Here is a 26,308-nt window from a genome sequence, read left to right on the forward strand (position 1 = left end):
GATTCTAATAGACCCGTCCCGCGTTACAAGGCGCCCGGATCACGCATGACAGCCCCAGAAGCCTCCGATACTCCGTTCGAACCGAAGAAGATCCTTGCGCAGTTGCCGCACATGCCGGGTGTCTATCGCTATTACGACACGGCGGGCGCCGTCCTCTACGTCGGCAAGGCGCGCGACCTGAAGAAGCGCGTGTCGAGCTATTTCACGAAGACGCAGCTGTCGCCGCGCATCGCGATGATGGTCACGCGCATCGCGCGCATCGAGACGACCGTCACGCGCTCGGAAGCCGAGGCGCTGCTGCTCGAGAACAACCTGATCAAGGCGCTCGCGCCGCGCTACAACATCCTGTTTCGCGACGACAAGTCGTATCCGTACCTGAAGCTCACCGCGCACCGTTTTCCGCGGATGGCCTACTACCGCGGCTCGGTCGACAAGCAGAACCAGTATTTCGGGCCGTTCCCGAGTGCGTGGGCCGTGCGCGAGAGCATCCAGATCCTGCAGCGCGTGTTCCAGTTGCGGACCTGCGAGGATTCGGTCTTCAACAACCGCACGCGGCCGTGCCTGCTGCACCAGATCGGACGCTGCACGGCGCCGTGCGTCGGTGCGATTTCCGACGAGGATTACGCGGTCGACGTGTCGAACGCCGCGCGTTTCCTGCTCGGCCGGCAGTCCGAGGTGATGAACGAGCTCGAGCAGAAGATGCACGCGTTCGCGGCCGAGCTGAAATTCGAGCAGGCGGCTGCGGTGCGCAACCAGATGAGCTCGCTCGCGACGGTGCTGCACCAGCAGGCGATCGAGGTCGGCGGCGACAGCGACGTCGACATCCTGGCGGTCGTCGCGCTGGGCGGGCGCGTGTGCGTGAACCTTGCGATGGTGCGCGGCGGCCGCCATCTCGGCGACAAGGCGTATTTCCCGACGCACGTCGAAAGCGCGCTGACGCTCGCCGAGGGCGGTCTCGGCGACGAGGCCGAGGTGGCCGAGGTTGCCGGCGCGGCCGACGCGGCCGACGCGACCAACGGCGTACTGCCCGATCAGCCCGCGGAAGACGGCGGCAGCGCGCGCGGCGACGCGGTGGCGTCGGTCGAGGCCGAAGTGCTCGACGCGTTCATCTCTCAGCACTATCTCGGCAACCGCGTACCGCCGGTGCTCGTCGTGAGTCATGCGCCCGCGAGCCGCGACCTGCTCGAGCTGCTGTCCGAGCAGGCCGGCCACAAGGTGTCGCTGGTGCGGCAGCCGCAGGGGCAGCGGCGCGCGTGGCTGTCGATGGCCGAGCAGAACGCGCGGCTCGCGCTCGCGCGGCTGCTGTCCGAGCAGGGCTCGCAGCAGGCGCGTACGCGCGCGCTCGCGGAGACGCTCGGCTACGAATGCGACGATCTCGCGACGCTGCGGATCGAATGCTTCGACATCAGCCATACGATGGGCGAGGCGACGCAGGCGTCGTGCGTCGTCTATCACCATCACAAGATGCAGTCGGGCGAGTATCGTCGCTACAACATCACGGGCATCACGCCGGGCGACGATTATGCGGCGATGCGGCAGGTGCTCACGCGCCGCTACGAGAAGATGGTCGAGCAGGCCGCGCAGGCGGCCGCCGCGGATGATGCGGCCGGCATCGACGGCGAGTCGACGCGCCAGGCCGAGGCGTCGAGCCTGCTGCCGAACATCGTGCTGATCGACGGCGGCAAGGGTCAGGTCGAAATCGCACGCCAGGTGTTCACCGAGCTCGGGCTCGACACGTCGATGCTGGTCGGCGTCGCGAAAGGCGAGGGGCGCAAGGTGGGCCTCGAGACGCTCGTGTTCGCGGACGGCCGCACGCCGCTCGAACTCGGCAAGGAAAGCGCGGCACTGATGCTCGTCGCGCAGATTCGCGACGAGGCGCACCGCTTCGCGATCACGGGCATGCGTGCGAAGCGGGCGAAGGCGCGCCAGACGTCGCGGCTCGAGGAACTCGAGGGCGTCGGCGCGAAGCGCCGGCAGCGGCTGCTCGCGCGCTTCGGAGGGTTGCGCGGCGTCGTTGCCGCGAGTGTCGAGGAACTCGCGAGCGTCGAGGGCATCTCGCACGCGCTTGCCGAGCAGATCTACAAGCAGCTTCACTGACGCGGCCCGTGCGGCCGGCTGCCTTGCCCGCGATTTCGCGTTCTTGTGGCAGGCCGGTCGACACGGCACAATTGCGAATCCTTTACTGTCCCGGATGCCATGCCGTTCAATTTCCCGATTTTCCTGACGTGGGTACGGATCGTGCTGATTCCGCTCGTCGTCGGCGTGTTCTATCTGCCGGACACGGTGATGGGCGGCGCGCACCGCAATCTCGCGGCGGCGGCGATCTTCATCCTCGCCGCGCTGACCGACTGGTTCGACGGGTTTCTCGCGCGCAAGTGGAACCAGACGTCGTCGTTCGGCGCGTTTCTCGATCCGGTGGCGGACAAGCTGATGGTGACGGCCGCGCTGCTGATCCTCGTGCAGATTTCGCGGGTCGACGCGGCGATCGCGCTCGTGATCGTCGGCCGCGAGATCGCGATCTCGGCGCTGCGCGAGTGGATGGCGCAGATCGGCGCGTCGAAGAGCGTCGCGGTGAACCAGCTCGGCAAGTTCAAGACCGCGTGCCAGATGGTCGCGATCCCGATGCTGCTGTTCTACGGGCCGCTGCCGCTCGGCGTCGCGACGATCGACACGCGCGTGTGGGGCGAGTGGCTGATGTATCTCGCGGCGGTGCTGACGATCTGGTCGATGCTGTACTACATGAAGCTCGCGTGGCCGCAGATTCGCGAGCGCGGCGGCGCGTGACCCGCGCCACGTACTCGTCGGCGCAGGTTTTTGGAAAAAGGGCAGGAAAAGCCCTTGACACACGAATGTGCCTTCGACATAATCTCGCTTCTCCGCTGCACGGCGAAGTAAGTGCGACGGGGAAGCAGTAGCGCAGCAATACGCGGGAGTAGCTCAGTTGGTAGAGCGCAACCTTGCCAAGGTTGAGGTCGCGAGTTCGAGACTCGTCTCCCGCTCCAGATTTTTCTGGCAGCGTGTTGGTCGGCAAAGCGCTGCAGATGCAGGACAAATGCGGGAGTAGCTCAGTTGGTAGAGCGCAACCTTGCCAAGGTTGAGGTCGCGAGTTCGAGACTCGTCTCCCGCTCCAGGATTTTTCGGCAGCGTGTTGGTCGGCAAAGCGCTGCACATGCAGGACAATGCGGGAGTAGCTCAGTTGGTAGAGCGCAACCTTGCCAAGGTTGAGGTCGCGAGTTCGAGACTCGTCTCCCGCTCCAAGTAATGGGGAAGCCACGCTTCCCTTTTTATTTGATGGACTTACGGTCCTCGAATAAAAATCTGTCGCCTGCCTTCACGGCATCCGGACAGTCCGCTTTTGGCGCGATAGCAAAGCGGTTATGCAGCGGCCTGCAAAGCCGTTTAGGCCGGTTCGACTCCGGCTCGCGCCTCCAAGTAAGAAGAGAAAAAGCCCTGAGAAATCAGGGCTTTTTCTTTTTCCGGCCCCGCTTTCATCCTTGTAAGAAAGTCGCCGAGAGTGGTACAAAGTCGCCTCTAACCACTCAAGAAACACGCGTAACCACGCCTAAGTCGGCTCTTTGGCCGTATAGGCTAGTTCGCATCAGCGTATGGCGACCAAGCGACTACGACCCTCCGGAACGTGGGAATACATCATCCGACGTTCGAAGCTTCTCCCAAAGCCACTTTCCCTTACGTTCCAGTCCGAAGAAGAGGGCGATGCGTACGTCGCCCGCCTGGAGCAACTGCTGGATGCCGGCATCGTGCCGGCGGACGTCGTCGAGCAACGTGAAGCGATCGCGACGACGCTGGACGCTGTTCGAGAGTATCTGCGTCGCGTGTCGGTGCCTGATTCCGACGTCCAGGTACTAAATACATTGCTCGGCGGCCGGCTTCCATCTAAGGCTCTATCTACCGTGGACTACGATTGGGCAGAACGGTGGGTGGCAGCTATGAAGCGCGAGCACTATTTGTCGCCGTCGACGATTCGCCACAATGTCGGGGCACTCGCTCGCTGCTTCGACTGGGTTGTGAAGTCCGGCAGTCCAATGCTTGCCGTCAATCCGCTGCGCCTTCTACCTAAGCGCTACGCGACATACACCGATGATGATCGATTGGCTGTCGAGGCGCAGGACCGCGTGCCGAAGGACGACGTGCATCGTGATCGGCGGCTGAGCGCCGAAGAGGAGGCCGAGATCCGCCGGATCATGGCGGGTGGAAAGCCCGAAGGTAAGGAGCGTGCTTTTGCGCTTCCGTACCGGCCGGCGCTGGTGTTTCTGTTCGAGTTGGCGATCGAGTCTGCGATGCGGATGCGCGAGATGTACACGCTGGACGTTGTACAGTTTGATGTAGGTCGGCGAACGGCCGCGTTGGAAAGGACAAAGAACGGCAGCAAGCGCTCGGTGCCGCTTACAACGGTAGCGATTGCTGCGTTTCAGCAATACGTCGCGGCAGTTACCGGTCAAGACTCGGAAATGTGCGGGTTCTCGTTTGAGCACGGCAGGCTCTTCCCGTGGGTCGGTGAGATCGAGGCCAGTATGCGGGCTACCAATCTGCCTGCCCTCCGGCGGAAGGTCCTTGAACGCGTTACGGTGCGACTGTCGGGCCAGTTCGGTCGTATCTTCGATGCGGCCGGGTGCCCGGATCTCGTTTTCCATGATCTCCGGCATGAGGCTACATCGCGACTGTACGAGAGAACTACATTGAGCGACATTCAGATCGCAAAGATCACGGGTCACAGCGATCCGAAGGTATTGATGCGCTACGCAAATCTGCGCGGGAGCGACCTAGCCACACGCCTTTGGTAATTGGTAATGGTCAAGTGCACCCATTAACTTGTCGAAGTATTGATGGTACGGAGCATAAATTGATGAAGCAAGAGGCCGCTGCTTGCCCGGTTTGTGGCGATATTACCGATTTAGTGCGTGTGCATTTGTCGCCAGCACGCAGACTCCGGGTTGGTGTAGATCGGATTGATCGCTCGAACGATTTCGGATTTGTGTGCAAAAACTGTCAAATGACATTGGGGTTGCCTCCCACTGAAGCAGAATTCGTTGCGTTTTTGGCTTACCTGCTTCGTGAGGCCCCAAGATATTCTGACGTGGTGCAAGAGTCGGTGATTGGGACGGGAGTGCGCTATCGTGCGGATATACTAGCAACTCGCAGAGACGGTGCAGTGACGGAAAGATTGCTGATCGAATGCAAATCATCTAGATATTTTGCTGTCGGAGTAATCGAGGATGCTATCGCTCAGTTGAGGCGGTATAAAGAAATCTACGGAGAGTGCCGCCTTGTTTTGGCAATTCCTGTAACTCTCAATGATGGGGAAAAAGCGAAGTTACTGGATGCGGATGTGGAGCTGTGGGATCTTGAATATCTCTCGTCGACATTTTTTGATCAAATTAACTCGTCCTTTCACGGATATTATAGAACGCTCCTGCTTTCAAAAGCATGGCGAGGATCTGTCAAGACGCGTGAAAGTGCTTTGCGGGATGAGCTTAAAGCATGTCCCCCCGGCATAAAGGACTGGAACGTATATCAAAGTCTCGTCGGAGATATTCTTGAGCATCTTTTTTGCCCGGCGTTGGGTAAGCCAATATCTGAGCATTCCGATTGGACAAAAACAAATAGGCGAGATTTTATTTTGCCGAATTATTCGGAGGCTGGATTTTGGTCATTTATGCGGGATAAATATATGGCCGATTATCTAGTCGTAGATGCAAAAAATTCCGGAAAGAAAATTAAAAAGGAAGCGGTTTTGCAGGTGGCAAATTACCTTAAGCCACATGGAGCCGGGCTATTTGGGGTAATTGTGTCGAGAACGGGTGAGGATGCCTCTGGTTGCAAGCATACATTGCGGGAGCAGTGGCTTGTGCATAAGAAGCTGATACTGGTGTTTGATGACATCGAGATTGACGCCATGTTGAGTGCTAAAGAGGATCGCCGTGCACCGGAAGAAGTGATCGGAAAAAAGATTGAACAGTTCCGGTTGTCGATGTGAGGGGCTGATAATCGAGATTCGGATCGCGGGGCGCCGCCGCATTTCATCGCGGCTGTTCCGTTTTGATGCCGTTTCCCGCCGCGTGACGGCCACGTAGCTAGGCTCATGCAGCAGGTCGCACGCAAGCCACTATGGGTAAATCGCGTGCTTATCCACGGATGCCCGCCGGCTCGGCGGGCATCCGTTGGGTCACGCGGCGTGCTTAACCGCTGTATCGAGCGGTGGATCTGGGAGGCGCGGCAATGCACGGGCAGTGCGGCCAGGCTTGCGGGCGGCCACTTGCTGCAATTGACGCTGGATCGCGGCGTGCGTGCGGCGATCCGTTTCTGTGTGATTCGGCTTTATGCGACCTTCGAGCCGTTCCTGCGTCTGCTGTTGCGCCTGCTCGCGGAGGAACGCGACGACATCGTCTTCGAGAAACACCCATGCGCGCCCAATCCGAGCGCCGACGATGTCACCTTGCTGCGCGAGCTTCATCGCCGTGGTGCGGTCGACCTTGAGGAAGTCGGCGCATTCTTGTAGATCGAACGTCCTCACGCAATACCTCGCACGGTTCGGTCTCCATTCATTGATTCCGGCAACGCGCGGCAGAGTTGCATCAAGCCGGTTTCAAGTGTGATGCCGGCAGTCGCGGCCCAAGTGCGCGCATCTTGCGCCGCTTTGTGGCGGGCGTACGATCCGACTTCATCCGCCATGAGGTCTAGCAACTCGACGTCGGCCGCCTGCGAGATCTTAACGACCAGAGTTCGGATTTCGAGATGGAGGGCGTCGAGCCGCGCGAGCGTGCCTTGGCGGGTATCCGCCAAGTCATCGTTCGTCTGGATAGGTTTGCGCCGCGCGAGCGGCGCTTCGTCTTTCTTCTTCGTTGTTGCGGGCGTCAGCCCGTCGTTGTCCGACTGCATCGAAGTGCCGTTGACGCTTGCCAGCGCGATAGCCGGGCGCTTCTTCGCGTGTTCCCGCTTTCGCGGCAGCGGACGTGGGGTAGAAAGGGCCGGGCGAGGCATCACAAATCCTCCTTCGCGGCCGCATACTTGGCTGCCAGCTCGGGTGTCCATTCGGGATCAGGCATTCCATACAATTTGTCGAGCCACGCATGGACAATCGGTGCCTCCTTCGATTTCGCGTAACTGGACGACTGCATGACGCGCGTCATGTCTGACACTGCGCCACGGATCGCTTGCCCACGTGTCGGATACGTTTCCGTGAAGCTGCGCAGTGAGGGCAAGCCGGTCATGCCGCTCGAGCCCACCTCCAAGGTGAAGGAGGAGATCCATACTCCCGGTTCAACATGAGCGAGATGGATTGCGGCCGGAGTTTTACGAGTGCGCTTGCTTGCCGGGGACTTTATCGTCTCGCAGGAATCGAAAACGCCGTGTTTGTTCGGGACGTGGATCGGATGTTCAGTTGGTGTCGGCCCAACGCCGCCGACGAACAGGTGGGCGATACCGTGCAGGCCCGCGTGTACGGCATGCATCGTTCCCGGCGAGAGCTGGTCGAAGGCGGGGTCGTGCAGGACCGATTGCAGCGCCTGCAAAAGTTGCTTTGCGCGCGCGTCGCTAATCTTCGCTGGAGCGCTTTGAGGCGGCATTGTCGGTGCCGGTCCCTGCGCCTCGACAGTGTCGTCCGCGGCCGGCGATGCGGAGTGAGGTTCGGCGTCTGCGGTAGCCGCTTCGGTCGTTGTGTGCTTGCCCGACGATGCCAGGGCCAGTAGCGCATCGAGCGGGGGCGTGGGTTCGAGATACTTCTTCGTCACCTTCGACTTGCCGGCTTCTGCCGCTTTGGACAACCCGACGACGATGCGTTCGAGTGCCTTGTCGCCGCCGTGCTGGCGGATCTGTTCGATCGCCAGTGTGCCGGTACATTGGCCCGTCCGGACGAGCTGGTGCAGTTCAGCCGGTGCGCGTTCAAGCAGGCCGACGTCGCGGATCGTTTGATCGGTGACATTCAGGCGCTTGCAGATGGCCGCAAGCGTCATGCCGTGAACGTCGCGCAGCTCTGCGACTGCAGCGGCCAGATCAAGCGGCGACGACGGTTTGCCATTGTTGCTGAGGTAGCCGTCGATCACCATTTCGGCACGGTTGACCGTCTTGGCGTCACGGACGACGACTGGGATCTTGCCGATGTCCTTGCCTGCTTCGATTGCCTTGCCGGCCGCGAGGTAGCGGTGCTGCCCCTTGTACACGTACAGCAGGTCCTTGCCCTCGACCTTTCGCGCGTAGCAATGGAGCGGTGAGCCCTTGTCGTACCCGTTCTCCATCATGAGTGCAGTGAGGTGCGTCACCCATGCGGAATCGACCGGTCGGATGTTGTCGGACGGGTCGTAGTGAAGCTGTTCGTACGGGACCATCCACAAGTCCGCTGACGTTGCGCCGGCCGCTGCGGCTGCTGCCTTGATGTTGCCGGTCGGGATCGGGGTGGTCAGGTCGAGCTGTTGCGTGCGGTCGTCCATTACACAACCTCCTGCGGGGTCGCCGTCCGCGTCTTGCCACGCTTCTTCGCTTTATCGATCGCGTTCGACGCCTCGACACCTGCTGCGCGCTTGGCGTCGCGCAGGCGTTTGATTGCGTCGGCGCAGTTGCCTTCGTCCGGAATTGAGATCTGTCTGCGGGCAATCTCAGTGCCGTCGAGGATCAAATACTCTGTATGCACGCTGTCCGGCAGTGGGCGGCGTCCGACTACGTACTTGCCGATCAGAATCGGGGTCGACGGACGACGTGCGTTCCGGTCGTATCGCGTGATGGTGTGAAGTGAGAGGGTGTCTCGACGTTCAACATCGAAGAGAGGTTCGGCTTTGACTTTAATGCGCGGCATGACGGTCTCCATGACGCCGGGGCCGCTCGCCCCGGCAATGTCGGGGCGATTTAGACGGTGACATGGTAGGCAGTCGTCGGAGCGACGACGGGATCGTCCTGAAACACGTTCACGACGACAAACAGCAGGGCGGCGACGATCGTCCAGCGGAAGATCTTCGATTTTTCAAAGTTGCTTTGGCGGGCGGGTTCGGACGGCGTGATGCGGGGCGTGCTTTCCTCACGAAGCCATTCGTGGCGGTCGGTGGACTGATGGTCGAGCATTTTCATGAGCTTCTCCGAAGGCTGCACAAGCGGCAGCGATGAAGCCGAATGTTAGGCATTCCTTTATCGTCATGCAATAGGAGTGCCTAACTATTTTTTCGTAGCGTTGCCCTTTGTTCGCGAGTGGTCCCGGGAGAATGCGGTGAACCTTGGTGAAAGGTGTTGTATTCTTCCGACCAAATACTGTATGTTTATACAGTGTTTAGGGGAAAATATTGCCGAGGGGAGGTTGTTGCGGGGATATGTCAACAGGGGAATTGCGCTGCAAACCGGGCGATGTGGCGATCGTCAGTCGATGCCGAAACCGGTCGCGTATCGGCATGCTGGTACGGATCATCGGCCCGCATGGCAGCGATGACTTCGACTGGGATGTTGAGATTCTGGGTGGCCCCATCAGAGGGCGCGGGATACGTTCGGGGTGCGTCGGAACGCACCGCAGAGCTGCTGTATTCGACTGGAACCTTACCCCTCTTGGGGGTCAGGTGCATTCAGATCGAGAAGGTCACCGGACTGCTGTCCGCGTAGATCTTCAAATACCTTGAGGGTTTCGAGCAGCGCGATAAATGCGGTCGACGGCAATCCAAGCTTGTCTGCTTTGGCGAGTGCATCAACTAGCGCTTGAGCATGCGTGCCGAGCATCTCCTGTCTCTGTGGGGCGGGCGCATTGGCTCGGCGCACCATCTGACCTTCGCCAGTGGCGAGCCACCACGGATCGACGTTCAGGAATTCGGCCGCGAGCAGCAAGTTCGCGCCCTCCATCTTTTTTGTTTTCCCGCTTAACCAGTCGCTGACCGAGGGCGCTCGCACTCGGCACGCTCGCGCCAGATCTGCAGCCTTTTTCTCAGGCGGCAACTTCATTGCCTGTTCCAGGCGTTCGGCTAGTGTCGTCATTAGGAAAGCCTAACTGAATGAGCGTAAGGAATGCCTTGCTTTTAGTGTAAGGAGCGCCTAACATGGCGGCATGAATACGCTCCTGAATCGAGACCCGTACGCGTGTGCCGTGATCGATGCATTCGGCGGAACGGCCGCCACTGCCCAACTGTGCGAAGTCCGGATGCCGTCCGTGTCCGAATGGCGTCGAAACGGCATTCCGCGAGCGCGTCTGTTGTTCTTGAAGCTCGCGCGTCCTGACCTGTTTGCTTCTCTGGACGAGCACGACAAGTCGTTGTCAACCCCCATCGACGCGCGACAGCCGTAGTTGCGCACCTCGTGAGCTGAATCTTAGTTGCGACCCCGTGCGCGCGACAGGATGAAAGTCACTCTCTACCAATCTCCCGCTATGACCTGCCGATACGACAGTACCGAATGGCTGGACGTCCTCTATACGTCCGTTCGCAACACGCCCGGCGGCGTCGCCGACGCGGCGAACCACCTCACGATCCGGCGCGGTAAGAACATCACGCCGGAATCGCTTCGCCTTCGCTTGCGTGGTGTTGGCGACAGTCGCTTGTCGATGGAAATGTTCGAGTTGCTGATCGAGTGGATGCAGGAAAAGGCAGAGGGCGAGGCGTACGCGCTCGACGCGCTGCATGCACTGAATTCGCGATTCGGTTTGGTGGCCGAGCACGTCGACGACCACGCCGCTGACGACGTCAGCGAACCCGGCACGCTGCGTCTCGTTTCGACGGCCCTGCACCTGCAGGCGCATGTCGGTCTTGTGGCTGACGACGTGACACGCGCGCTGGCGGATCAGCGGATCGACGACCACGATGCGGAGAAGATCATCGCGACTGGCCGCAAGGGCCAGCGTCTGTTCCAGCGCTTGATCCATGCTGCTCGCAACCTTGCCGCACGTCGCCGTCGTCGTCATGGAGCGGTTTAAGCCCGGCATGGGGTGCTGCCGGCCCGAGCGTGAACAGATCGGCCTCTGTTGCTCAACCGAGCAGCAATTGGCGTGCGCTGTCACGACGCTCGCATCCCGATTCGAGTATGCCCCCGCCGAAGCGGGGCGCTTGCTGTCCGAACTGCTCGCCACGTTCCCCGATCGCCTTGCTCCGATTCTTGCGGAGGCGAACGCAAATGGGCGCGTGCGCTTGTTCATCGAGCGAGCTGCGCGCGCATGCGCCGCGCTCGCAACCAAGGCGGAACGTCACGCGTTCCGCGACCAGCTTACCGATCGCCTCTGCGCGCTGGACGTTGCCGCGTTCGACGATCTCATGTCGGCGGAATGGCGTCGACTGCGCGGCAAATAACCGGAGACCCCTGTGAACGTGAACGGAATCAGTAGCGCATTGCGACGCGGCGCATCGCAGTACAGCCGCTCGTCGAGCGGACGTCAGTGTTATGCGGCAGGACGTGCAGCGTGGCGAAGCTTTGCTCACAAGGTTGAGCGCGACCGCCGTCTCGTCGAGCTGGAGGCGGCTCGGCGTGCGAGCTAACAGCGCGCAACTCAACGAATTGTGATCTGGCCGCGACATGCGGCCAAAGTAACTTTGATCGAGGGAATTTTTGTATGGCGACACTGGACCAGATTATTCAGCAATTGCGTGGTGCGGGTCATCCCGACCTGCCCGCCGGGCATCCGATCGCGGACGGCAAACATCACCGGTACGGGCCGCGCAAGAAATACTGGTATCAGCTTCGCGAAGTCATCAGCAAGGGCGCGGTAATCGGCTATGGCGGCACGTTCGGCCATTTCTCGGGCGACGATCCGGGCACCGAGCGATTCGAGTGGAGCGGCGCACCGATGAGCGAGGAAGTGCTCGCGGAGACGCGTCGTCGGCAGGAAGCCGCCGACCGTGAGCAGGCCGAGCGCGATGCGCGTCAGGCGAAGCTCGCCGCGAACCGCGCGCGAGATCAGTGGAACCGCGCGGCAGAGCATGGCGAGTCCACCTATCTTGAACGCAAGCGCATCACGGCCGAAGGCGTACGTTTCGACGCGGACGGCACGATATTCGTGCCGATGTATCAGTACGGCGACGACGCTCGCCTCGTCGGCCTGCAGAAGATCACACCGGACGGCGCGAAGCGCTTCAATAAGGGCATGGAAAAGAAGGGCGCGTCGTATCTGCTCGGCGTGGTCGGCGCAGACGATCAGATCGTGCTGGTCGCCGAAGGCTACGCGACCGCGCGTTCGATCCGCATGGCGATCGACGAGGCGTTCGCAGTCAATGTCTGCTTCGACGCGGGCGGCATCCTCCCGGCCGTGCGCTACCTGCGTGCGACGTATCCGGATGTGCACGTGTTGGTCTGCGCCGACGACGACTGGAAGATCGAGCAGCGCATGCGCGACTGGCTCGCCGACGAATTCGCTTTCCGGGGTGAACTGCTGTTTGGTGCCGACCCGGTACGGATCGAGGCGAAGAACACGTGGTACATGGTCGCCGCGTCACGCCGTCGTGACGACAATGGCGTGCCGTATGTCGAGGTCAGCTACGGAAACGACGTGATGCCGTTGCGCCGTAAGCGGTTCGAGAACACGGGCCTGAAGCGTGCGTACGAGGCGGCAGCGACGGTCGCCGACGTCAGCGTCGCCTATCCGGCATTCGCCAAGCGCGGCGAGCGCAAGCTGACCGATTTCAACGACCTGCACGTCGAAGAGGGCGTCGAGGCAGTCGAAGCGCAAGTGCTGGCGGCAATTCTGCGCGTCATCGCGCCAGCGAACGAAGAGATCCGGCGGGCGACGGTTGCAGTGTCGACCGCGGACGACACGCCGACGAAATCCGCCGCGACATCCGCTGCCGCGAAACAGCCGGAATGGGATGGCCGCGAGGCAGAGAACGGCGCGCACACATGGGAGCAGGATCTCGCGCGTTCGGACAAGGGCCGGCTGCTGCCGACGCTTGGTAACGTGCACCTGATCCTGTCGAACCACAAGGCATGGCAGGGCGTCATCGAGCAGGACGACTTCGGTGGTCGCGTGATGAAGCGCAAAGCACCGCCGTTCCCGCAAGGTGTGACGGGCGAATGGACCGACATGGACGACCAGCGGACCGTTCTCTGGTTGTCCCAACGGTACGGCCTTGATACGCGCACTGATGTCGTGATGAACGCGGTCCTGCTGGTGGCGGACGCAACGCACTTCCATGACGTGCGCGAATACCTCGAAGGGCTGACATGGGACGGCGTGCCGCGTGTGCGCGCGATGCCGTCGACATACCTACGTGTGGCCGACAGCGAGTATGTGCGGCTCGCGTTCATGAAGTGGATGATCGCGGCCGTCGCACGCGTGATGGAGCCGGGCTGCAAGGTCGACAACGTCCTGATCCTCGAAGGCAAGCAGGGGCACCGTAAATCGACGGCGCTGAAGGTGCTGGCCGGCGCACCTTGGTTCACCGATACGCCGATCCAGATCGGCAACAAAGACACGTACGCGGTGCTGGCCGGCAAGTGGGTGATCGAGCTGGCCGAGCTGGACTCGTTGAACAAGGCCGACTCGTCGGCGGTGAAGAGCTTCTTCGCGACGGCCGTCGACCGGTTCCGCAACTTCTACGGCAAGCGGGCGACCGACGTCCCGCGTCAGTGCGTGTTCGCTGGCTCGGTCAACTTCGACACGTACCTGAAAGACGAGTCGGGCAACCGGCGTTACTGGCCGCTGCGTGTCGGCGGGTTGGTCGATATCGACGGCATTGTGGCCGTTCGCGATCAGCTCTGGGCGGAAGCCGTGCACCTGTATCGCTCGGGCGTCGTGTGGCACGTAGAAGAACATGAGCGCCCGCTGTTCGAGATCGAGCAGGCGGAACGCTACGAAGGCGACGTGTACGAGGACAAGATCGCCAAGGCCCTGGAATTCGTGTCACGCACGACGATGGAAGAGATCCTCGCGGACATCCTGAAGCTCGATACATCGAAATGGACGCTGGCAGAGCAGCGCCGCATCGGCAAGGCGTTGAAGTCGCTCGGGTGGGTGCGCAAGCGCGAGTCGACCGGGTCGCGCGGTTGGTACTACGTCAAGGAAGAGCAAGAGCCAGAAGCGGAGCGCGAACTGGTCGCAGCCGGTGATGACGACAGTCCGCTGTAATCGAGTGGCGCGCTGTGCCTGCACGGTAAGCGCGCCACTCGGCCCATCTTGGCGCGCTGAGGACGTCCCATGTCCCAACGTCCCAAGGCGCGGTCTCGGGCGCGGGTGCAGGGGCGCGACATGCGCGACGTGAGCGGCGCATGTCGCATGTCGCGGGCGCGCACCCCTGCAAGCCTTTTCCCTTGGGACATTGAGACATTAGGACGATTAGGAGAGAGTGATGATCGATTTGAAAGAGCGGGTGGGCGTTGCGATGAGCGTTCGTGGTCAGTTCACCGACCCGATTGCCGATCCTAAAGTTACTTTGGGCGCGCTCGCCTTTGCGAACGATCTCGGGAGCTTGCTGGCCCGAATCAAGGCCGGGCCGTTGCCGACGCCTGCGATGGTGCGACGTGCAACGCTGCTGTTGGCGCAGATGATCCGGACGTCGGGCCGATTCAAGCGTGCGCGGTTCACGGGTCTGTCGCGCGACGAGCGCCGCGATCAACGTGCCGGGCACGCTGTCGAGCGTTCGAAGGTCGACATCATCGAGCGCTTCGCGCTGCGATTGCTGGACGAGTGGGTGAACGATCGATGTGTCGAGTGCGAAGGGCGTGGCGTCGTGCGTCGCGCGCGTGCCGTCACGACGTCAACGCACGCGTGTGATGTATGCGGGGGCAGCGGCAAGGTGTGTGTATCGGAGGAACGTATCCCGTTCTTCGAAGGGCGTAACGGGCCGCTGGTCTTTCGGGAATACGAACCATGCGACGACTGCGGCGGGATGGGGCGGATCGCTGCGTCGCCGGTTTCGGATGCGAAGGGCCGGCACATTTGCCCCGACTGTTCTGGTTCCGGCAAGCGGCAGGTCGACGATGCTGGCCGGGCGCACGCGCTCGGCGTATCGCTCGACGAGTATCGGAAGAACTGGTCGTGGCGCTTTCACGACATGCTCGCGCTGTTGGATACGGTAGATGGATCGGTGTACGACACATTGCGTCGACAATTGCGAGGATGAAACGTATTCCATTTCAAGAGCGGATCGCTTAAACTCTGCACATCCTTTACCGCGTCACTGGATAAATGAGCGACCGCATACTCGTGTCGCAACCTTCGCCCGACAGGCGTACTGAATCGCGGGAGCGCCGTGACCAACAACGATAACTGTCTGCCGGGACCTGTTGGGAGGGCGTTCGCCCTTACGAAATGAATATCGAAGCCCTGAGTGCGAAAGCCCTCGGGGCTTTTTGCTTGACGCGCTCTACGAACAGCAGGTGAATTTGCGTAGTATCTGATCTCCACACGTTCTTGACGAGATCAATATGACGGGAAGCACTGATGCAAGCGGACGTATCAAGTGGTGGGAGAAGCACGTCGAATGGGAGTTTGTGAGGAAGTATGTCGACTTTGCACGCGCCGTTTTTCCTATAGATGGAACATTTGAGTACGGCGATGCATTTTTTGCGACCGACGCATCGTGGTGGATCTTGGAGCTGAAAGGGAGGAAAGAGTATCGCGCCTCCGAGTTCGGCAAGTATCCAAGTCTCAGCAAATCTAGGGCGTTGTCTGTCGCGAGGCGAGTCTATGGTCGGAACCACCCCAGATTGGCCGACCTGACATCAAAGCTAGACGCGTGCAAAACTATCCCGGCTCACTCGACGGCGTTGCTCCGTTGGGAAAAAGAAGTGCTGGAGGATGCGTCTGAAAGCGTGAAGGACGGCGTTTTCTGGCGTGCGGAAAGTGCGCTTCGTGCGCTGCTTCGGGGGTACCAATATGGATTGGATGGCATGACGGAGGTCGCTCCGCACCTGTTCGTCTATCCGGCTGATCACAAATTCACTCGGTTAAATGGCTGTCGATACTGGGGGGGATGGGTCTCCATGTCGAAGATCAAATCTGAACCGCTGGGCACTGTCCATAAAGACCTCGCATTGCATCTGGCTGATGATGTGGTGCTCTCAAACTTCGGCCAGTACGTGAGGCTACTCGGAACTGCTAGGGGTTATCCTGATTTTCAGCGAGAGCCCCTGGATACGGAAGAGCCAGATGAAGAGGAAGTTTTGTTTGGCAATGTGCTGGCGTACGGTCGGACGAAAGACGGAACGGTGTATCTGATGCCGTTGCAGGAGCTTGTTGAAGCGTTGCCTGAGTTGGTGAATGATGACCGCTATGTCATCGGAAAGGCATTTGATATCTGACTTTCTGGCATCCGACGTTAGATATACAAGCCTTTCGCGAAAGACCAGTGTGAGGCACTCGTATAGTCTCGCGGCGAGTTATCCAAACGAAGTGAATTTGAAGCCCTGAGTGCGTAAGCCCTCGGGGCTTTTTGCATTGGGACGCTGAAATGCGAATCGAGTCGACGAGCGCCGGGCCGAGCGAGGTCTGGTCGACGTGGGATGAAGATCGAAGCATGGGGCGCGTTACCGCGCGGTGCTTCGTGTTTGACGACGCGATGGACCGCGTCGTGTGGGCGATGGACCGCGCAGGCGACGGCGTGACCGCCGATGTCGCGATCGGTGCGGGCCTGCCTATTTTTTGAGCAGGCGGGGACCCTCAGGGCATCGCCACACGCGGGGGCTCGCACCCGCGTTTTTTCTCTACTGGCGAGTCTCCATAGGGGGTCATATTCATGCCGACTCAGCAGCAGATCGCTGACCATCTCGACCTCGACCAGTCGGCCGTTTCGCGGTTCGTCGACAAGGTCCAGCTCGATTACCGCGTGGCGTCGATCGACGAGATCCGCGTCGCGTACATCCGGCATTTGCGCGAGGTCGCGGCCGGCCGCTCCAGCGAGACCGGAATCGATCTCGTCGCCGAGCGTGCGATGACGGAGCGCGTCGATCGCGAGATCAAGCTGTTGACGCTGGCCGAGAAGAAGGGGCAGCTCGTCAACGCGGCGCAGCTCGAACAGGCGTACGGCCTGATGGTCGGCGCATTTCAAACGGAGTTGCTGTCGCTGTCCGACAAGCTGGTGCAGGAGCTGCGCACGCTATACGGCGTCGAGGTCGACGTCGAATGGTTGAATGAGCACATATATGGATGCCTTGAGCAGCTTTCTGAATACGACCCAGACAGTCCACGCGGTGATTCGCCGGATCGCGAAGATGCTGCGTCCGCCGGAGCGGATTGGGACGACGGATTGGGCACGCAAACATCGTAGGTTGAGCGCGAAAGGATCGGCCAGCCCCGGCCGGTATAACCCGAACATCACGCCGTGGGTGTTCGGCATGCACGAAGCGCTGGACGATCCGACCGTGCAGAAGATCGTGTGCATGAAGTCGGCGCAGGTCGCGTGGACAGACGGCGTGCTGCTGAACTACATCGGCAAGCGGATCGACGTTGACCCGTGCCCGATGATCGTCATGTTCCCGAAAGAGAAGACGGCGAAGAAATTCAACCTGGAGAAGTTCGAGCCGATGGTCGAGGTGACGCCTCGCCTGTCGGCGAAATTGCCGGTTCACGCGGCCCGCGACAAAAACAACTTGTGGGACCACAAAACGTTCGCGCGCGGTTTCCTGAAGTTCATCACGTCGAACGCACCGGACGAAGTGAAGTCGACGCCGGCTCCGGTCGTTGCGGTCGAGGAGCCGGACGACGCGAACACGAACGTGCGCGAGCAGGGCGATTCGATCACGCTGCTGGAGGAACGGAACAAGAGCTATTCGGCCCGGCGACGCAAGATGATTTTGGGCGGCACGCCGACCATCGACGGCCTGTCCCGCATCCAGCAGGCTTACGCGGCATCGGACCAGCGCGTGTATCTGGTGCCGTGTCCTGATTGTGACGAGGAACATGAGCTGGCGTGGGAAAACGTCACGTGGAGCGAGGGCGCCGAAGTCGTACATGAGGTCTACGGCCGCGCACAACCGGAGACGGCCCGCTACACCTGCCCGCATTGCGGCTCGTTGTGGGACGACGCGACGCGTATTCGCGCTGTCCGTCGCGGGCGATGGGTTGCGACGGCACCGTTTCACGGCGTTGCCGGCTTCCGTATCAACGAGCTGGTGTCGCCGTTCCCCGGCTCGAACATGGCCGAGCTGGTCAAGAAGTGGCTGACGGCCGACAAGGCGCTGCGCGAGGGCGACGATACGAAGATGCGTTCGTTCGTGAACAACTCGCAGGGCCGGGCGTACAAGTACAAGACCGATCTGCCCGAGCTGGACGTGCTCGCGCAACGTGCGCTGCCGTACGCGGAGCTGACCGTGCCACTCGGAGGTCTCGTGTTGACGCTTGGCGTCGACGTGCAGCACGACCGGCTCGCGATCGTCGTGCGTGCATGGGGGCGCGGCGAGGAAAGCTGGCTCGTCGCATGGGGCGAGATCTACGGCAATGTGACGGAGCAACAGCAAAACCCGATGACAGGCGGTGTATGGGGCGCGTTGACGATGCTGTTGTCGCACGCATACCGGCATGAGAACGGCTGGCTGCTGCGTGTACGCGCAACGTCGATCGACTCGTCAGACGGCGCTACGTCGGACGCGGTCTACAAGTATGTGCGCGCTGCGCAGCACGCCGGTTACAACGTCATGGCCGTCAAGGGCAGCAGCAACGTTGATGCGGAGATCTTCAGCGTACCGAAGGCGTCGATCGACTCGACGCGCAACAACAGCAAGGCGGCGAAGTACGGGCTGCGGCCGTATATGGTCGGCGTCAGCCGCGCGAAGGATCTGATCCTCGAAAACCGGCTGAAGCTCGAAGGCGACGGGCCGGGCCGGATGCACTGGTATAGCGGCGTGCGCAGCGACTACCTGTCGCAGCTCACGGCAGAGGTCAAGGTGCCGGGGCCACGTGGCGGTAAGCGCGTGTGGAAGAAGATCAGCCCACGCAACGAGGCGCTGGACTGCGAAGGCTACGCGCTGCACGCGGCCCGCAGCGTGAAAGTGCACCTGATGACCGAGGCGCACTGGCAGGTGGAACAGCATCGCGCGTCGCAGGTGTCGCTGTTCGATGCGGTTCCGGTGCTGGAGGCATTGCCGTCGGCGCTGCCGGGCGAGGTGCTGCCCGGTCCGCCGGACGTGCCCGAGATTATCGAGACGCCGCGGCCGTCGCCGCAAGTAGCAAAACCCACCGAAACCCCGCCCCCGAGCGGGGTTTCGCGCATTCAGGGGCGTCGTGTTGGTCGCTCGACGTACCTGAAGCGGCGCTAAACGAGGGAATGGCATGGCATACACAAAACAGGATCTGCAGAACGTCCAGTCTGCAATCGCGAAGGGCGAGCTGGAAGTCCAGTATGCCGACCGGCGCGTGAAATATCGCTCGATCGGCGAACTGCGCGAGGCACGCACTGAGATCATTCGCGACCTGAACGGCGCGGCCGGGCGTTCGTCGATCGTCCGGATCCGCCACGCCGGTAAGGGGGTGCGATGAAGGGGGGCTTTCCGTCACTCGCGCGGCGCGGATTCGTGGTGCCGACGCGGCTTAAGGCGGCGGCATATGAGTCGGCGAGCACGACCGGCGCACGGGCGAAGTCGTGGCGTGCGTCGAGCTCGGGGCCGAACGCGGCGGCGGCGCAAAACCTGCCGCTGCTGCGCTCGCGCGCTCGCGACGCGATCCGCAACGATCCGTGGGCGAAAACGGCGATTGCGAGACTCGTATCGAACACGATCGGGAACGGTATTCAAGCGCACCCGAAGCATCCGAACGCTGCGGTGCGAAAGATGCAAAAGCAACTTTGGGAGGATAGCTGCGAGGAGATCGACGCGGACGAGCTGTTCGACATGGCGGGCGTGCAGACGCTTGCCGCACGGGCGTTTTTCAGTGACGGCGAGGTACTGGTGCGTCGCCAGTTCCGCAGTCCGAGCGAAGGTTTGGCGGTCCCGATGCAGATCCGGCTTCTCGAAGGCGATCTGCTGCCGATGGAGAAGAACGAGATCGTTCCCGGCGGAGGCGAAATCGTCAACGGAGTCGAGTTCAATGCGGACGGTCGACGCGTTGCGTATCACCTGCTGCAGCGTCATCCCGGCGAGTACGGGCGTGCATCGACGTCCAACATGCAGACGGTTCGCGTGCCGGCCGACGAGATCGCGCACGTGTTTCTCGCGCTGCGGCCCGGCCAGGTGCGCGGCGTTCCCGAACTGTCGACCGTGCTGCTGCGGCTCAAGTCGCTGGACAACTTCGACGACGCCGTGCTGTTCCGACAGGAGGTCAGCAACCTCTTTGCCGGATTCATCACGAAGCCGCCTGCCGAGCCGGGCCTGATGGGCGATCCAGTCACGGGCGCGGCGATGGAGTACGACGTCGACGGCTTTTCGCCGGTCGTTTCGCTCGAACCGGGAAGCATGCAGGAGCTGGCGCCGGGCGAGGACGTCAAGTTCGCCGAGCCGCCGGGCGCGGGGACCGACTATGGGCCGTTCATGCGTCAGCAACTGATGGCTGCTGCGGCTTCGGTCGGCATGCCGTACGAAGTCATGACCGGCGATCTGCGCGACGTGAGCGATCGCGTGCTGCGGGTGATCTTGAACGAGTTCCGGCGGTCGATCGAGCAGTTCCAGTGGAACGTGTTCATTCATCAGTTTTGTCGGAAGGTCTGGCGCTGGTGGGTCGATGCCTGTGCACTATCAGGCGCGATGCCGATGGCGGATTACTACCGACGCCGTCGCGACTATCTGCGCGTCCGATGGGTGCCGCAAGGTTGGCCGTATATCCACCCCGTGCAGGACGTCACGGCAAAGCGGATGGAGATTCGCTCCGGGCTGGCGAGCCGGACAGGTGCAGTGCTCTCGCGTGGTGATGATCCGGAGCAGGTCGATCAGGAGAACGCCGACGATCTCGCGCGCGAGCGCCGGCTCGGGATTCGATATGACACGCTCGATCCGGTCGACGGGGCGGGCGATCTTTCTAATGGGGATGGCGAATGAAAGGGAAGAAGCGGTGGTGGGACATCCGCGCGCAAGCGAACGCGGACGGTAGGAATGTGGTCGAGATCCGGATCTATGGCGAGATCGGATTCTGGGGCACCGACGCGGAGCTGTTTGCGTCGAAGCTCGATGAGGCAGCAACAACGGCGACATCGATCGTCGTCGCGATCAACTCGCTGGGTGGCGACGTGTTCGACGCATTCGCGATTTACAACGCGGTGCGGCGGTACGCCGGCAAGGTGACGGGGCGCGTCGACGGCGTGGCTGCGTCGGCAGCGTCGCTGATCCTGATGGCATGCGACACGATCGAGATGCCGTCGAACGCTAGGTTGATGATCCACAACCCGCATACGTTCGCGGCCGGCGAGGCCGGAGATCTACGTAGGCTTGCGGATCTGCTGGACAGTACGTCTGACAGCATGTTGGCGGCCTACGTCGAGCGCAGTGGCCGGAGCGAAGACGAGGTCCGCGCGATCATGGATGCCGAGACTTGGCTCACGGCCGCGCAAGCGAAGGAGCAAGGGTTCTGCGACGCGATTGTCGATCCAGTCCGCATTGCCGCATACGCGGGCGCAGCCCGGCACGCGGCACGCTTCACGTCGGTACCGGCCGAGATCATGGCCGCTCTGGAGGGCGACGGCGAGACGCCGCCGGTTAATCCGCCGGCCGATCCGTTGCCGCAGTCGCAGCCGCAGCCGGTAGTGCCGGACGTTACGGCGCTGGCGTCGCATGTGTACGCGGCATGCCGCGACGCACGGATCGAGCACTGCGCCGAAGGCATCGTGCTGGCGACCGGCCTGCGGGATCGCGCGACCGTCGACGCGGCGATCCGCAACGCGCAGGACATCGCCGGTATCTGTCTGGCCGCGAGCCTGACCGAGCTGACGGCCGGTTTTGTCTCGGACGGCCTGTCGCCGGATCAGGTGCGTGCGCGGCTGTTCGAGCGCATGACCGCCTCGCAGAAGCCGATCAACCATCGTGCTGCCCCGGTTGCGTCGCAAGACGCGCCCGTGGTCCCGAATGCGCCGCGTGCGGCGTCCATCTACGCGGCTCGCAAGAGCGGCAAGTAACTTTGACGCAACCCGAGGAGGGGAAAACTCATGTCGAACTGGAAGGTACAGGCAAATCTCCCGGCCGAATTTCTCGTGTCGGAGGGTAACGGGCAGATCTCGCGCGAGCGGATTATCGTGAAGGCAGGCGCTGCCCTGCCAGCCGGGCAGGTTCTCGGCGTGACGAGTACCGGCGAATACGCGCCGTACGACAACGCCGCAAACGACGGTTCCGAAGTCGCAGCAGCCGTGCTCTACGCGCCGCTGGCGGCGTCCGAAGCGCCGCGACCGGCGACGGGTGTCGTCCGGCTCGCCGAAGTCGCTGGCGGGCTGCTCACGGGACTCGATGCAGCGGGTCGCGGGGATCTCGCCGAGCGACACGTGATCGTCCGCTGATCACAACACACCCCATTCAAGGCCACGCAGACCGCGTGGCCTTTTTTGTACCCATTTTCATGTCGGAGGTTGTATGGCGGATATCGCCCTGTTTCAAGACGATGCGTTCTCGCTCGCATCCCTGAGTGCTGCAATCAACGATCAGCCGTATGTTCCCGGCCGGATTGGCACACTCGGCCTGTTCGAAGAGGACGGCATCACGACGACGACGATCCAGATCGAGCGCGACGGCGACACGCTCGCCCTCGTCGCGGCTGGCGAGCGCGGGTCGCCGGCTGCCGTCGTCGCCGGTAGCAAGCGCAAGATGATCCCGTTCAATACGGTGCACCTGCCGCAGCGTGCGGTGATCAAGGCGGACGAGATCCAGAATCTGCGCGCGTTCGGTTCCGAGACCGAGCTGGAGGCGCTGCAGACCGTCGTGAATCGCCGGCTCGCGAAGATGCGCCGCCAGCTCGACGCGACGCACGAATTCCATCGTATCGGCGCGATCAAGGGCGCGGTGCTCGACGCGGACGGCAAGACGGTGCTGATCGACCTGCTGCAGTACTTCGGCATCGAGCAGACGGTGATCCCGTTCGAGCTGGGCAAGGCCGACACCGAGATCCGCGTGAAGTGCGTTGAGGTGCAAGACGCGATCGAAGATGCGCTGGGCGCGACGACGTACACGGGCGTGCGTGTGCTCTGCGGCCGGGCGTTCTGGAACAAACTGATCGTCGCGAAGACCGTGAAGGAGACGTACCTTGCGACCGCGATGGCGGCGTCGCTGCGCGGCGATGCGCGCGACGCGTTCGACTTCGGCGGTTGCACGTTCGAGCGCTATCGCGGTCGCGTCGGCGATGTCGGTTACGTGGCGGACGACGAGGCGCACGCGATTCCCGAAGGTGTGCCGGACCTGTTCATCACGCGTTTCGCACCGGCCGACTACGTCGAGGCGGTGAATACGACCGGGATTCCGTACTACGCGAAGCAGGAGCTGATGGAGTTCGGCAAGGGCGTCGAGATCGAGGCGCAGTCGAACCCGATCCACCTGTGCACGCGCCCGAAAGCGCTGATCAAGCTGAAGGCTTGACATGGCGTTCCGGGATCTGATCTCGGACGTCGACGCTGCGGTGCTGCGCGACCTGGGCGACGCGGACATCACGATCGACGGCCGGCCCGTCGAGGGTATGTTTGCGTCGCCTTGGCTCGGCCCTGATCTCGGTAGCCAGCGTACGCAACTGGTTGCGCCGGTGTTCCATGTGCGTGATCGCGATGCTGTCGGGGTACGGCAGGGCAGCATCCTGATCGCGAGCGGGGAGCGTTACCGCGTGCACGAAGCGCATCCGGACGGCACCGGCTGGACAGTCCTCATTCTCCAGTAGGCGATATGGACGATCTCAAGATCGAAATCGACATCAAAGAGGCGACGGCGGTGCTGCAAGGGTTATCGCCGTCCGCGATGCAGGCAGCGTGGCGACGGACGTTGCGCAAGACGGCGGGGTGGATCAAGAGCCAGACGGCGAAAGAGGTCGGGGCCGCGACGAAGATGCCGCAGAAAGTGATCCGTCGCCGCCTCTACTTCTTTCTTCGCTCGGCTGATACCGGGAAGGTGTGGCTCGGTCTGAACCCGATCGAGGCGCATCGCCTTGGCAATGCGACGAAGACGCGCAAGGGGATGCGAGTCGGCCGCCAGTCGTTCGAGGGCGCGTGGCGACAGACGAATCGCAAGCCGGACGGGCCGATTTACGAGCGCGTCGGCAAGGAGCGGATGCCATACCGGATGGTGACGGTGGCGTGGCAGCAATCGGGCGACCCGGCGTTTCGGCGGGCCGCGAAAGCATGCGAGGCTCGGCTGATGGTGATTCTCCGTCAGGAAGTGAACTACGAACTGCAGAAGGTGATGCGCCGTGCTTGAGAACCTGAAAGCGCTACATGAGGCAATCGAGCGCGGCATGCGCGCGAAGCTGCCCACGATGAAGCGAATCGAGGCATATCCGCGGCTCGGCCAGAAGATCGATACGCCGTTGATCGCGATCGAGCTGAACGAGTTCGAACCCGGTCACGACGATGGGACCGGCGACGTGGCACTGATTGCACGCATGCAGGCCCGCGTTGTGTTCGATCCGATCGACGACGGCGCGGAGCTGGCCGTGCGCGAGGTTGCGGCACGCGTCGCAATGGTCGTGCACGGGAACACGTGGGAGTTGCCGATCACGCCGGGTAAGGTCGTGCAGGTTGCGGAGGATCCGTTCCGTCCGCAGCTCGACACCTACAGTGTGTGGCTCGTCGAATGGACCCATGAATTCGGCCTCGGGATCGAACTGGACGAGATCCCGGACGGGCGGGCGATCGTATGGGGCGTTGACCCAGACATTGGACCGGGCAACGAGGGGCAGTACTGGAATCCTGCGGCGGCCGGAGGCGGCGAACTATGAGCGACTACGAGCTGGGCGAGATCGATCGCCGCATGGCCTGCATGGTGCAACACGGGACTGTCGAGAACGTCTCGTATCAGCCACCACAGTGCCGTGTGCGGATCGGCGATTGGGTCAGCGACTGGATGCCGTGGAAGACGGCGGCAGCGGGCGTGGTTCGCTTTTGGCGTCCGCCGTCTGTCGGCGAACAGGCGTCGATGTTCGCGCCGTCCGGTGATCTGGCCGGCGCGTACGCGGCTCCGGGATATTACTCCGATCAGCATGGCGGCTCAGCGCGGTCCAATCCGAACGAGACGGCGTGGGACTACCCGGACGGTGCGTCGGAGGTTTATGACCACGAGAAGCACGAATACCGCGTCGATGTCCCGGCAGGCGGGCGCATCGTGTTTCGCATCGGCACAACGGAGCTGGAGCTACGTGCTGACGGCGTGACGTTGCGCACGGAGAAATTGCTCGGCGACGTTCCTGATTCGACGTTCACGGGTAACACGACGACGGAGAAGCTGTTGACGTTCAACGGCGGGATGCAGGGCAAGGGTGGCGGTGACGGTGGCCCTGCCGTCCAGGTCGAGGGCGGGGCGCGTTACACGGACGACGTCGAAATCGGCGGCAAGTCATTCCTCAAACATTCCCATATGGAGCAGGGGGACGGGGCGGCTGTTTCGTCGCCGATCTAGGCAGCATGCTTGGACCATACGTCGCGCTTGACACACTTATGGCTTCACGAAAGTTCCGGCCGGGGTCGCGTTACGCAAAGGCATATCAAGCCCGGCAAGCTGTTTCGGCGAGCAGGCGTTGTCCATTCGCCGAAGAAATTGGTCTGTTTGCAAACTGCGGGCGGGAAGTGGATCGAAATCGTGGGCGGGCAGCGGCCGAATGCTCATCGCTAGCATCCTCATGCACAAGCGAAGCGATAGGAGTCGCGAGGAGACGTTGTATGCGGACACCGGGAACATTGCTTCGCATTCGAGCGACTGATCAGATTTGAGCTTTTGCCCATCGGGTCGCGTAAGGTGCCTTTGAATGCAGTTGTCAAGTTGCTCGGTGCCTATTTCTAGAAGGTTGCCGACGCTGACGACGATGTCTCCGCCATCTGCGTCAGCAAAGCGTTGTTCGATCAAGGTGTAGTCGGTCACTCGGTGCTGCACCCACTGCGCGTACGCCGCGGAGTAGTCCTTTAGAGCCTGCTGGCGGTTCTCGCCGGTTTCGCCGACTTGCAGCGTCATCATCAGGTGTTTGACTCCCGATGCATATAACTCAAAGGACGATCGTAAATCGTCGATCGATGACCGCAGGGAATCGAAGTCTTTCGTAACTGCCGTTCGGTGCCTGTTGTCTTCGTCGACTTTCTGTGTAAGGCGGTTGCCCACAATGCCGGTAAGAAAGAAACCGAGAACCACCAGCATCGCTGGGTGACGCGTCAGTGCATCGAGAAAGCGCCACAGAGAGAAAGTTTTGGGAGTCGACGTTGTCGTTTGGTTGCCGGTATCTGCGGTGCTCATTGCGTCCGTCCGTGGTCGTGATTTTCGAGTGATTTTAGAGAAAGTAACTTTGCCCCGCCTCTGCGGGGTTTTGTTTTTGAGG

At 61.8% G+C, this 26,308-nt stretch carries 28 protein-coding genes and 4 tRNA genes; 25 read left to right on the forward strand and 7 right to left on the reverse strand.

What is annotated here, in order from left to right; all coding sequences use genetic code 11:
* Window positions 1-45: 45 nt before the first annotated feature.
* The 8 genes from uvrC (at window position 46) to MRS60_RS05435 (ending at window position 5,995) form a co-directional block, all read left to right on the forward strand.
* Window positions 46-2,097 (forward strand): excinuclease ABC subunit UvrC, encoded by a 2,052-nt coding sequence (gene uvrC, locus MRS60_RS05400; protein ID WP_243565322.1) that lies wholly within the window; start codon window positions 46-48, stop codon window positions 2,095-2,097.
* A 99-nt stretch (window positions 2,098-2,196) separates the two neighbouring features.
* Window positions 2,197-2,784 carry a CDP-diacylglycerol--glycerol-3-phosphate 3-phosphatidyltransferase gene (gene pgsA / locus MRS60_RS05405; protein WP_034183114.1) on the forward strand — a complete coding sequence of 196 codons (588 nt, stop codon included), beginning with the start codon at window positions 2,197-2,199 and terminating at the stop codon, window positions 2,782-2,784.
* Between the two features lie 142 nt (window positions 2,785-2,926).
* Window positions 2,927-3,002 (forward strand) — tRNA-Gly (locus MRS60_RS05410).
* A gap of 52 nt (window positions 3,003-3,054) precedes the next feature.
* Window positions 3,055-3,130: transfer RNA gene (locus tag MRS60_RS05415), tRNA-Gly, on the forward strand.
* Window positions 3,131-3,181: 51 nt separating this feature from the next.
* Window positions 3,182-3,257: transfer RNA gene (locus MRS60_RS05420), tRNA-Gly, on the forward strand.
* A gap of 100 nt (window positions 3,258-3,357) precedes the next feature.
* Window positions 3,358-3,431 (forward strand) — tRNA-Cys (locus MRS60_RS05425).
* 174 nt (window positions 3,432-3,605) lie between these two features.
* Complete coding sequence (locus MRS60_RS05430) at window positions 3,606-4,802, forward strand: site-specific integrase (protein WP_243565323.1); 1,197 nt, start codon at window positions 3,606-3,608, stop codon at window positions 4,800-4,802.
* A gap of 62 nt (window positions 4,803-4,864) precedes the next feature.
* The gene (locus MRS60_RS05435; RefSeq protein WP_243565324.1) at window positions 4,865-5,995 is read left to right on the forward strand and encodes a hypothetical protein; all 1,131 of its coding nucleotides are present in this window, start codon (window positions 4,865-4,867) and stop codon (window positions 5,993-5,995) included.
* Window positions 5,996-6,184: 189 nt separating this feature from the next.
* Here MRS60_RS05435 and MRS60_RS05440 read toward each other — a convergent pair whose 3' ends face one another.
* The 6 genes from MRS60_RS05440 to MRS60_RS05465 form a co-directional block, all read right to left on the reverse strand.
* Window positions 6,185-6,532, reverse strand: a complete 348-nt coding sequence (locus MRS60_RS05440; RefSeq protein WP_243565325.1) for a helix-turn-helix domain-containing protein — start codon at window positions 6,530-6,532, stop codon at window positions 6,185-6,187.
* Window positions 6,529-7,002 carry a hypothetical protein gene (locus MRS60_RS05445; protein WP_243565326.1) on the reverse strand — a complete coding sequence of 158 codons (474 nt, stop codon included), beginning with the start codon at window positions 7,000-7,002 and terminating at the stop codon, window positions 6,529-6,531. Before MRS60_RS05445 ends, MRS60_RS05440 begins: the two co-directional genes overlap by 4 nt.
* Entirely contained in the window at window positions 6,999-8,444 is a 1,446-nt protein-coding gene (locus MRS60_RS05450; RefSeq protein WP_243565327.1) for a ParB/RepB/Spo0J family partition protein, read from the reverse strand. Before MRS60_RS05450 ends, MRS60_RS05445 begins: the two co-directional genes overlap by 4 nt.
* On the reverse strand, window positions 8,444-8,806 hold the full coding sequence (locus MRS60_RS05455; protein ID WP_243565328.1) for a beta-hexosaminidase: 363 nt from the start codon (window positions 8,804-8,806) through the stop codon (window positions 8,444-8,446). The genes MRS60_RS05450 and MRS60_RS05455 overlap by 1 nt, the downstream gene beginning before the upstream one ends.
* A 50-nt stretch (window positions 8,807-8,856) precedes the next feature.
* Window positions 8,857-9,075, reverse strand: a complete 219-nt coding sequence (locus MRS60_RS05460; protein ID WP_243565329.1) for a hypothetical protein — start codon at window positions 9,073-9,075, stop codon at window positions 8,857-8,859.
* Between the two features lie 456 nt (window positions 9,076-9,531).
* On the reverse strand, window positions 9,532-9,960 hold the full coding sequence (locus MRS60_RS05465) for an XRE family transcriptional regulator (protein ID WP_059511133.1): 429 nt from the start codon (window positions 9,958-9,960) through the stop codon (window positions 9,532-9,534).
* A gap of 388 nt (window positions 9,961-10,348) precedes the next feature.
* Here MRS60_RS05465 and MRS60_RS05470 point away from each other — a divergent pair, with 388 nt between their 5' ends.
* The 17 genes from MRS60_RS05470 (at window position 10,349) to MRS60_RS05550 (ending at window position 25,401) form a co-directional block, all read left to right on the forward strand.
* The gene (locus MRS60_RS05470) at window positions 10,349-10,891 is read left to right on the forward strand and encodes a phage regulatory CII family protein (RefSeq protein WP_243565600.1); all 543 of its coding nucleotides are present in this window, start codon (window positions 10,349-10,351) and stop codon (window positions 10,889-10,891) included.
* Window positions 10,878-11,261: a hypothetical protein gene (locus MRS60_RS05475; protein WP_243565601.1), complete on the forward strand. Its 384-nt coding sequence runs from the start codon at window positions 10,878-10,880 to the stop codon at window positions 11,259-11,261. The genes MRS60_RS05470 and MRS60_RS05475 overlap by 14 nt, the downstream gene beginning before the upstream one ends.
* 260 nt (window positions 11,262-11,521) lie before the next feature.
* Window positions 11,522-14,029 carry a VapE domain-containing protein gene (locus tag MRS60_RS05480; protein WP_243565330.1) on the forward strand — a complete coding sequence of 836 codons (2,508 nt, stop codon included), beginning with the start codon at window positions 11,522-11,524 and terminating at the stop codon, window positions 14,027-14,029.
* A gap of 220 nt (window positions 14,030-14,249) precedes the next feature.
* Window positions 14,250-15,023 (forward strand): hypothetical protein, encoded by a 774-nt coding sequence (locus tag MRS60_RS05485; protein ID WP_243565331.1) that lies wholly within the window; start codon window positions 14,250-14,252, stop codon window positions 15,021-15,023.
* A gap of 304 nt (window positions 15,024-15,327) precedes the next feature.
* Window positions 15,328-16,203, forward strand: a complete 876-nt coding sequence (locus tag MRS60_RS05490; RefSeq protein ID WP_243565332.1) for a hypothetical protein — start codon at window positions 15,328-15,330, stop codon at window positions 16,201-16,203.
* A gap of 149 nt (window positions 16,204-16,352) precedes the next feature.
* Window positions 16,353-16,547 carry a hypothetical protein gene (locus tag MRS60_RS05495; RefSeq protein ID WP_059554247.1) on the forward strand — a complete coding sequence of 65 codons (195 nt, stop codon included), beginning with the start codon at window positions 16,353-16,355 and terminating at the stop codon, window positions 16,545-16,547.
* A gap of 90 nt (window positions 16,548-16,637) precedes the next feature.
* Window positions 16,638-17,168, forward strand: coding sequence for a MarR family transcriptional regulator (locus MRS60_RS05500; protein WP_243565333.1), 531 nt, complete (start codon window positions 16,638-16,640; stop codon window positions 17,166-17,168).
* The gene (locus MRS60_RS05505) at window positions 17,113-19,155 is read left to right on the forward strand and encodes a phage terminase large subunit family protein (protein ID WP_347814842.1); all 2,043 of its coding nucleotides are present in this window, start codon (window positions 17,113-17,115) and stop codon (window positions 19,153-19,155) included. Before MRS60_RS05500 ends, MRS60_RS05505 begins: the two co-directional genes overlap by 56 nt.
* A 13-nt stretch (window positions 19,156-19,168) precedes the next feature.
* Complete coding sequence (locus tag MRS60_RS05510) at window positions 19,169-19,375, forward strand: phage head-tail joining protein (RefSeq protein ID WP_243565334.1); 207 nt, start codon at window positions 19,169-19,171, stop codon at window positions 19,373-19,375.
* Window positions 19,372-20,865 carry a phage portal protein gene (locus MRS60_RS05515; protein ID WP_243565335.1) on the forward strand — a complete coding sequence of 498 codons (1,494 nt, stop codon included), beginning with the start codon at window positions 19,372-19,374 and terminating at the stop codon, window positions 20,863-20,865. Before MRS60_RS05510 ends, MRS60_RS05515 begins: the two co-directional genes overlap by 4 nt.
* A complete protein-coding gene (locus tag MRS60_RS05520; RefSeq protein ID WP_243565336.1) occupies window positions 20,862-21,935 on the forward strand; it encodes a head maturation protease, ClpP-related in 1,074 nt (357 codons plus the stop codon). The genes MRS60_RS05515 and MRS60_RS05520 overlap by 4 nt, the downstream gene beginning before the upstream one ends.
* 30 nt (window positions 21,936-21,965) lie before the next feature.
* Window positions 21,966-22,310, forward strand: a complete 345-nt coding sequence (locus tag MRS60_RS05525; protein WP_122474053.1) for a head decoration protein — start codon at window positions 21,966-21,968, stop codon at window positions 22,308-22,310.
* Window positions 22,311-22,383: 73 nt separating this feature from the next.
* Window positions 22,384-23,379, forward strand: coding sequence for a major capsid protein (locus MRS60_RS05530; RefSeq protein ID WP_243565337.1), 996 nt, complete (start codon window positions 22,384-22,386; stop codon window positions 23,377-23,379).
* A gap of 1 nt (window position 23,380) precedes the next feature.
* On the forward strand, window positions 23,381-23,671 hold the full coding sequence (locus MRS60_RS05535; RefSeq protein ID WP_243565338.1) for a head-tail joining protein: 291 nt from the start codon (window positions 23,381-23,383) through the stop codon (window positions 23,669-23,671).
* 5 nt (window positions 23,672-23,676) lie between these two features.
* Window positions 23,677-24,204 (forward strand): phage tail protein, encoded by a 528-nt coding sequence (locus tag MRS60_RS05540; protein WP_243565339.1) that lies wholly within the window; start codon window positions 23,677-23,679, stop codon window positions 24,202-24,204.
* A complete protein-coding gene (locus tag MRS60_RS05545; protein ID WP_243565340.1) occupies window positions 24,197-24,724 on the forward strand; it encodes a hypothetical protein in 528 nt (175 codons plus the stop codon). Before MRS60_RS05540 ends, MRS60_RS05545 begins: the two co-directional genes overlap by 8 nt.
* Window positions 24,721-25,401 (forward strand): phage baseplate assembly protein V, encoded by a 681-nt coding sequence (locus MRS60_RS05550; RefSeq protein WP_243565341.1) that lies wholly within the window; start codon window positions 24,721-24,723, stop codon window positions 25,399-25,401. The genes MRS60_RS05545 and MRS60_RS05550 overlap by 4 nt, the downstream gene beginning before the upstream one ends.
* Before the next feature lie 36 nt (window positions 25,402-25,437).
* On the opposite strand, the gene MRS60_RS05555 is transcribed toward MRS60_RS05550, so the two are convergent.
* Entirely contained in the window at window positions 25,438-26,226 is a 789-nt protein-coding gene (locus MRS60_RS05555; RefSeq protein ID WP_243565342.1) for a hypothetical protein, read from the reverse strand.
* Window positions 26,227-26,308 lie beyond the last annotated feature (82 nt).

The sequence above is a fragment of the Burkholderia pyrrocinia genome (assembly GCF_022809715.1).
Classification (GTDB): domain Bacteria; phylum Pseudomonadota; class Gammaproteobacteria; order Burkholderiales; family Burkholderiaceae; genus Burkholderia; species Burkholderia pyrrocinia_C.

Bases quoted from the DNA above. Each gene is read 5' to 3' on its own strand.
- uvrC (WP_243565322.1), top strand. From the start codon at position 46: ATGACAGCCCCAGAAGCCTCCGATACTCCGTTCGAACCGAAGAAGATC.
- pgsA (WP_034183114.1), top strand. From the start codon at position 2,197: ATGCCGTTCAATTTCCCGATTTTCCTGACGTGGGTACGGATCGTGCTG.
- MRS60_RS05430 (WP_243565323.1), top strand. From the start codon at position 3,606: ATGGCGACCAAGCGACTACGACCCTCCGGAACGTGGGAATACATCATC.
- MRS60_RS05435 (WP_243565324.1), top strand. From the start codon at position 4,865: ATGAAGCAAGAGGCCGCTGCTTGCCCGGTTTGTGGCGATATTACCGAT.
- MRS60_RS05450 (WP_243565327.1), bottom strand. From the start codon at position 8,444: ATGGACGACCGCACGCAACAGCTCGACCTGACCACCCCGATCCCGACC.
- MRS60_RS05455 (WP_243565328.1), bottom strand. From the start codon at position 8,806: ATGCCGCGCATTAAAGTCAAAGCCGAACCTCTCTTCGATGTTGAACGT.
- MRS60_RS05460 (WP_243565329.1), bottom strand. From the start codon at position 9,075: ATGAAAATGCTCGACCATCAGTCCACCGACCGCCACGAATGGCTTCGT.
- MRS60_RS05465 (WP_059511133.1), bottom strand. From the start codon at position 9,960: ATGACGACACTAGCCGAACGCCTGGAACAGGCAATGAAGTTGCCGCCT.
- MRS60_RS05470 (WP_243565600.1), top strand. From the start codon at position 10,349: ATGACCTGCCGATACGACAGTACCGAATGGCTGGACGTCCTCTATACG.
- MRS60_RS05475 (WP_243565601.1), top strand. From the start codon at position 10,878: ATGGAGCGGTTTAAGCCCGGCATGGGGTGCTGCCGGCCCGAGCGTGAA.
- MRS60_RS05480 (WP_243565330.1), top strand. From the start codon at position 11,522: ATGGCGACACTGGACCAGATTATTCAGCAATTGCGTGGTGCGGGTCAT.
- MRS60_RS05485 (WP_243565331.1), top strand. From the start codon at position 14,250: ATGATCGATTTGAAAGAGCGGGTGGGCGTTGCGATGAGCGTTCGTGGT.
- MRS60_RS05490 (WP_243565332.1), top strand. From the start codon at position 15,328: ATGACGGGAAGCACTGATGCAAGCGGACGTATCAAGTGGTGGGAGAAG.
- MRS60_RS05495 (WP_059554247.1), top strand. From the start codon at position 16,353: ATGCGAATCGAGTCGACGAGCGCCGGGCCGAGCGAGGTCTGGTCGACG.
- MRS60_RS05500 (WP_243565333.1), top strand. From the start codon at position 16,638: ATGCCGACTCAGCAGCAGATCGCTGACCATCTCGACCTCGACCAGTCG.
- MRS60_RS05505 (WP_347814842.1), top strand. From the start codon at position 17,113: ATGCTGCGTCCGCCGGAGCGGATTGGGACGACGGATTGGGCACGCAAA.
- MRS60_RS05510 (WP_243565334.1), top strand. From the start codon at position 19,169: ATGGCATACACAAAACAGGATCTGCAGAACGTCCAGTCTGCAATCGCG.
- MRS60_RS05515 (WP_243565335.1), top strand. From the start codon at position 19,372: ATGAAGGGGGGCTTTCCGTCACTCGCGCGGCGCGGATTCGTGGTGCCG.
- MRS60_RS05520 (WP_243565336.1), top strand. From the start codon at position 20,862: ATGAAAGGGAAGAAGCGGTGGTGGGACATCCGCGCGCAAGCGAACGCG.
- MRS60_RS05525 (WP_122474053.1), top strand. From the start codon at position 21,966: ATGTCGAACTGGAAGGTACAGGCAAATCTCCCGGCCGAATTTCTCGTG.
- MRS60_RS05530 (WP_243565337.1), top strand. From the start codon at position 22,384: ATGGCGGATATCGCCCTGTTTCAAGACGATGCGTTCTCGCTCGCATCC.
- MRS60_RS05535 (WP_243565338.1), top strand. From the start codon at position 23,381: ATGGCGTTCCGGGATCTGATCTCGGACGTCGACGCTGCGGTGCTGCGC.
- MRS60_RS05540 (WP_243565339.1), top strand. From the start codon at position 23,677: ATGGACGATCTCAAGATCGAAATCGACATCAAAGAGGCGACGGCGGTG.
- MRS60_RS05550 (WP_243565341.1), top strand. From the start codon at position 24,721: ATGAGCGACTACGAGCTGGGCGAGATCGATCGCCGCATGGCCTGCATG.
- MRS60_RS05555 (WP_243565342.1), bottom strand. From the start codon at position 26,226: ATGAGCACCGCAGATACCGGCAACCAAACGACAACGTCGACTCCCAAA.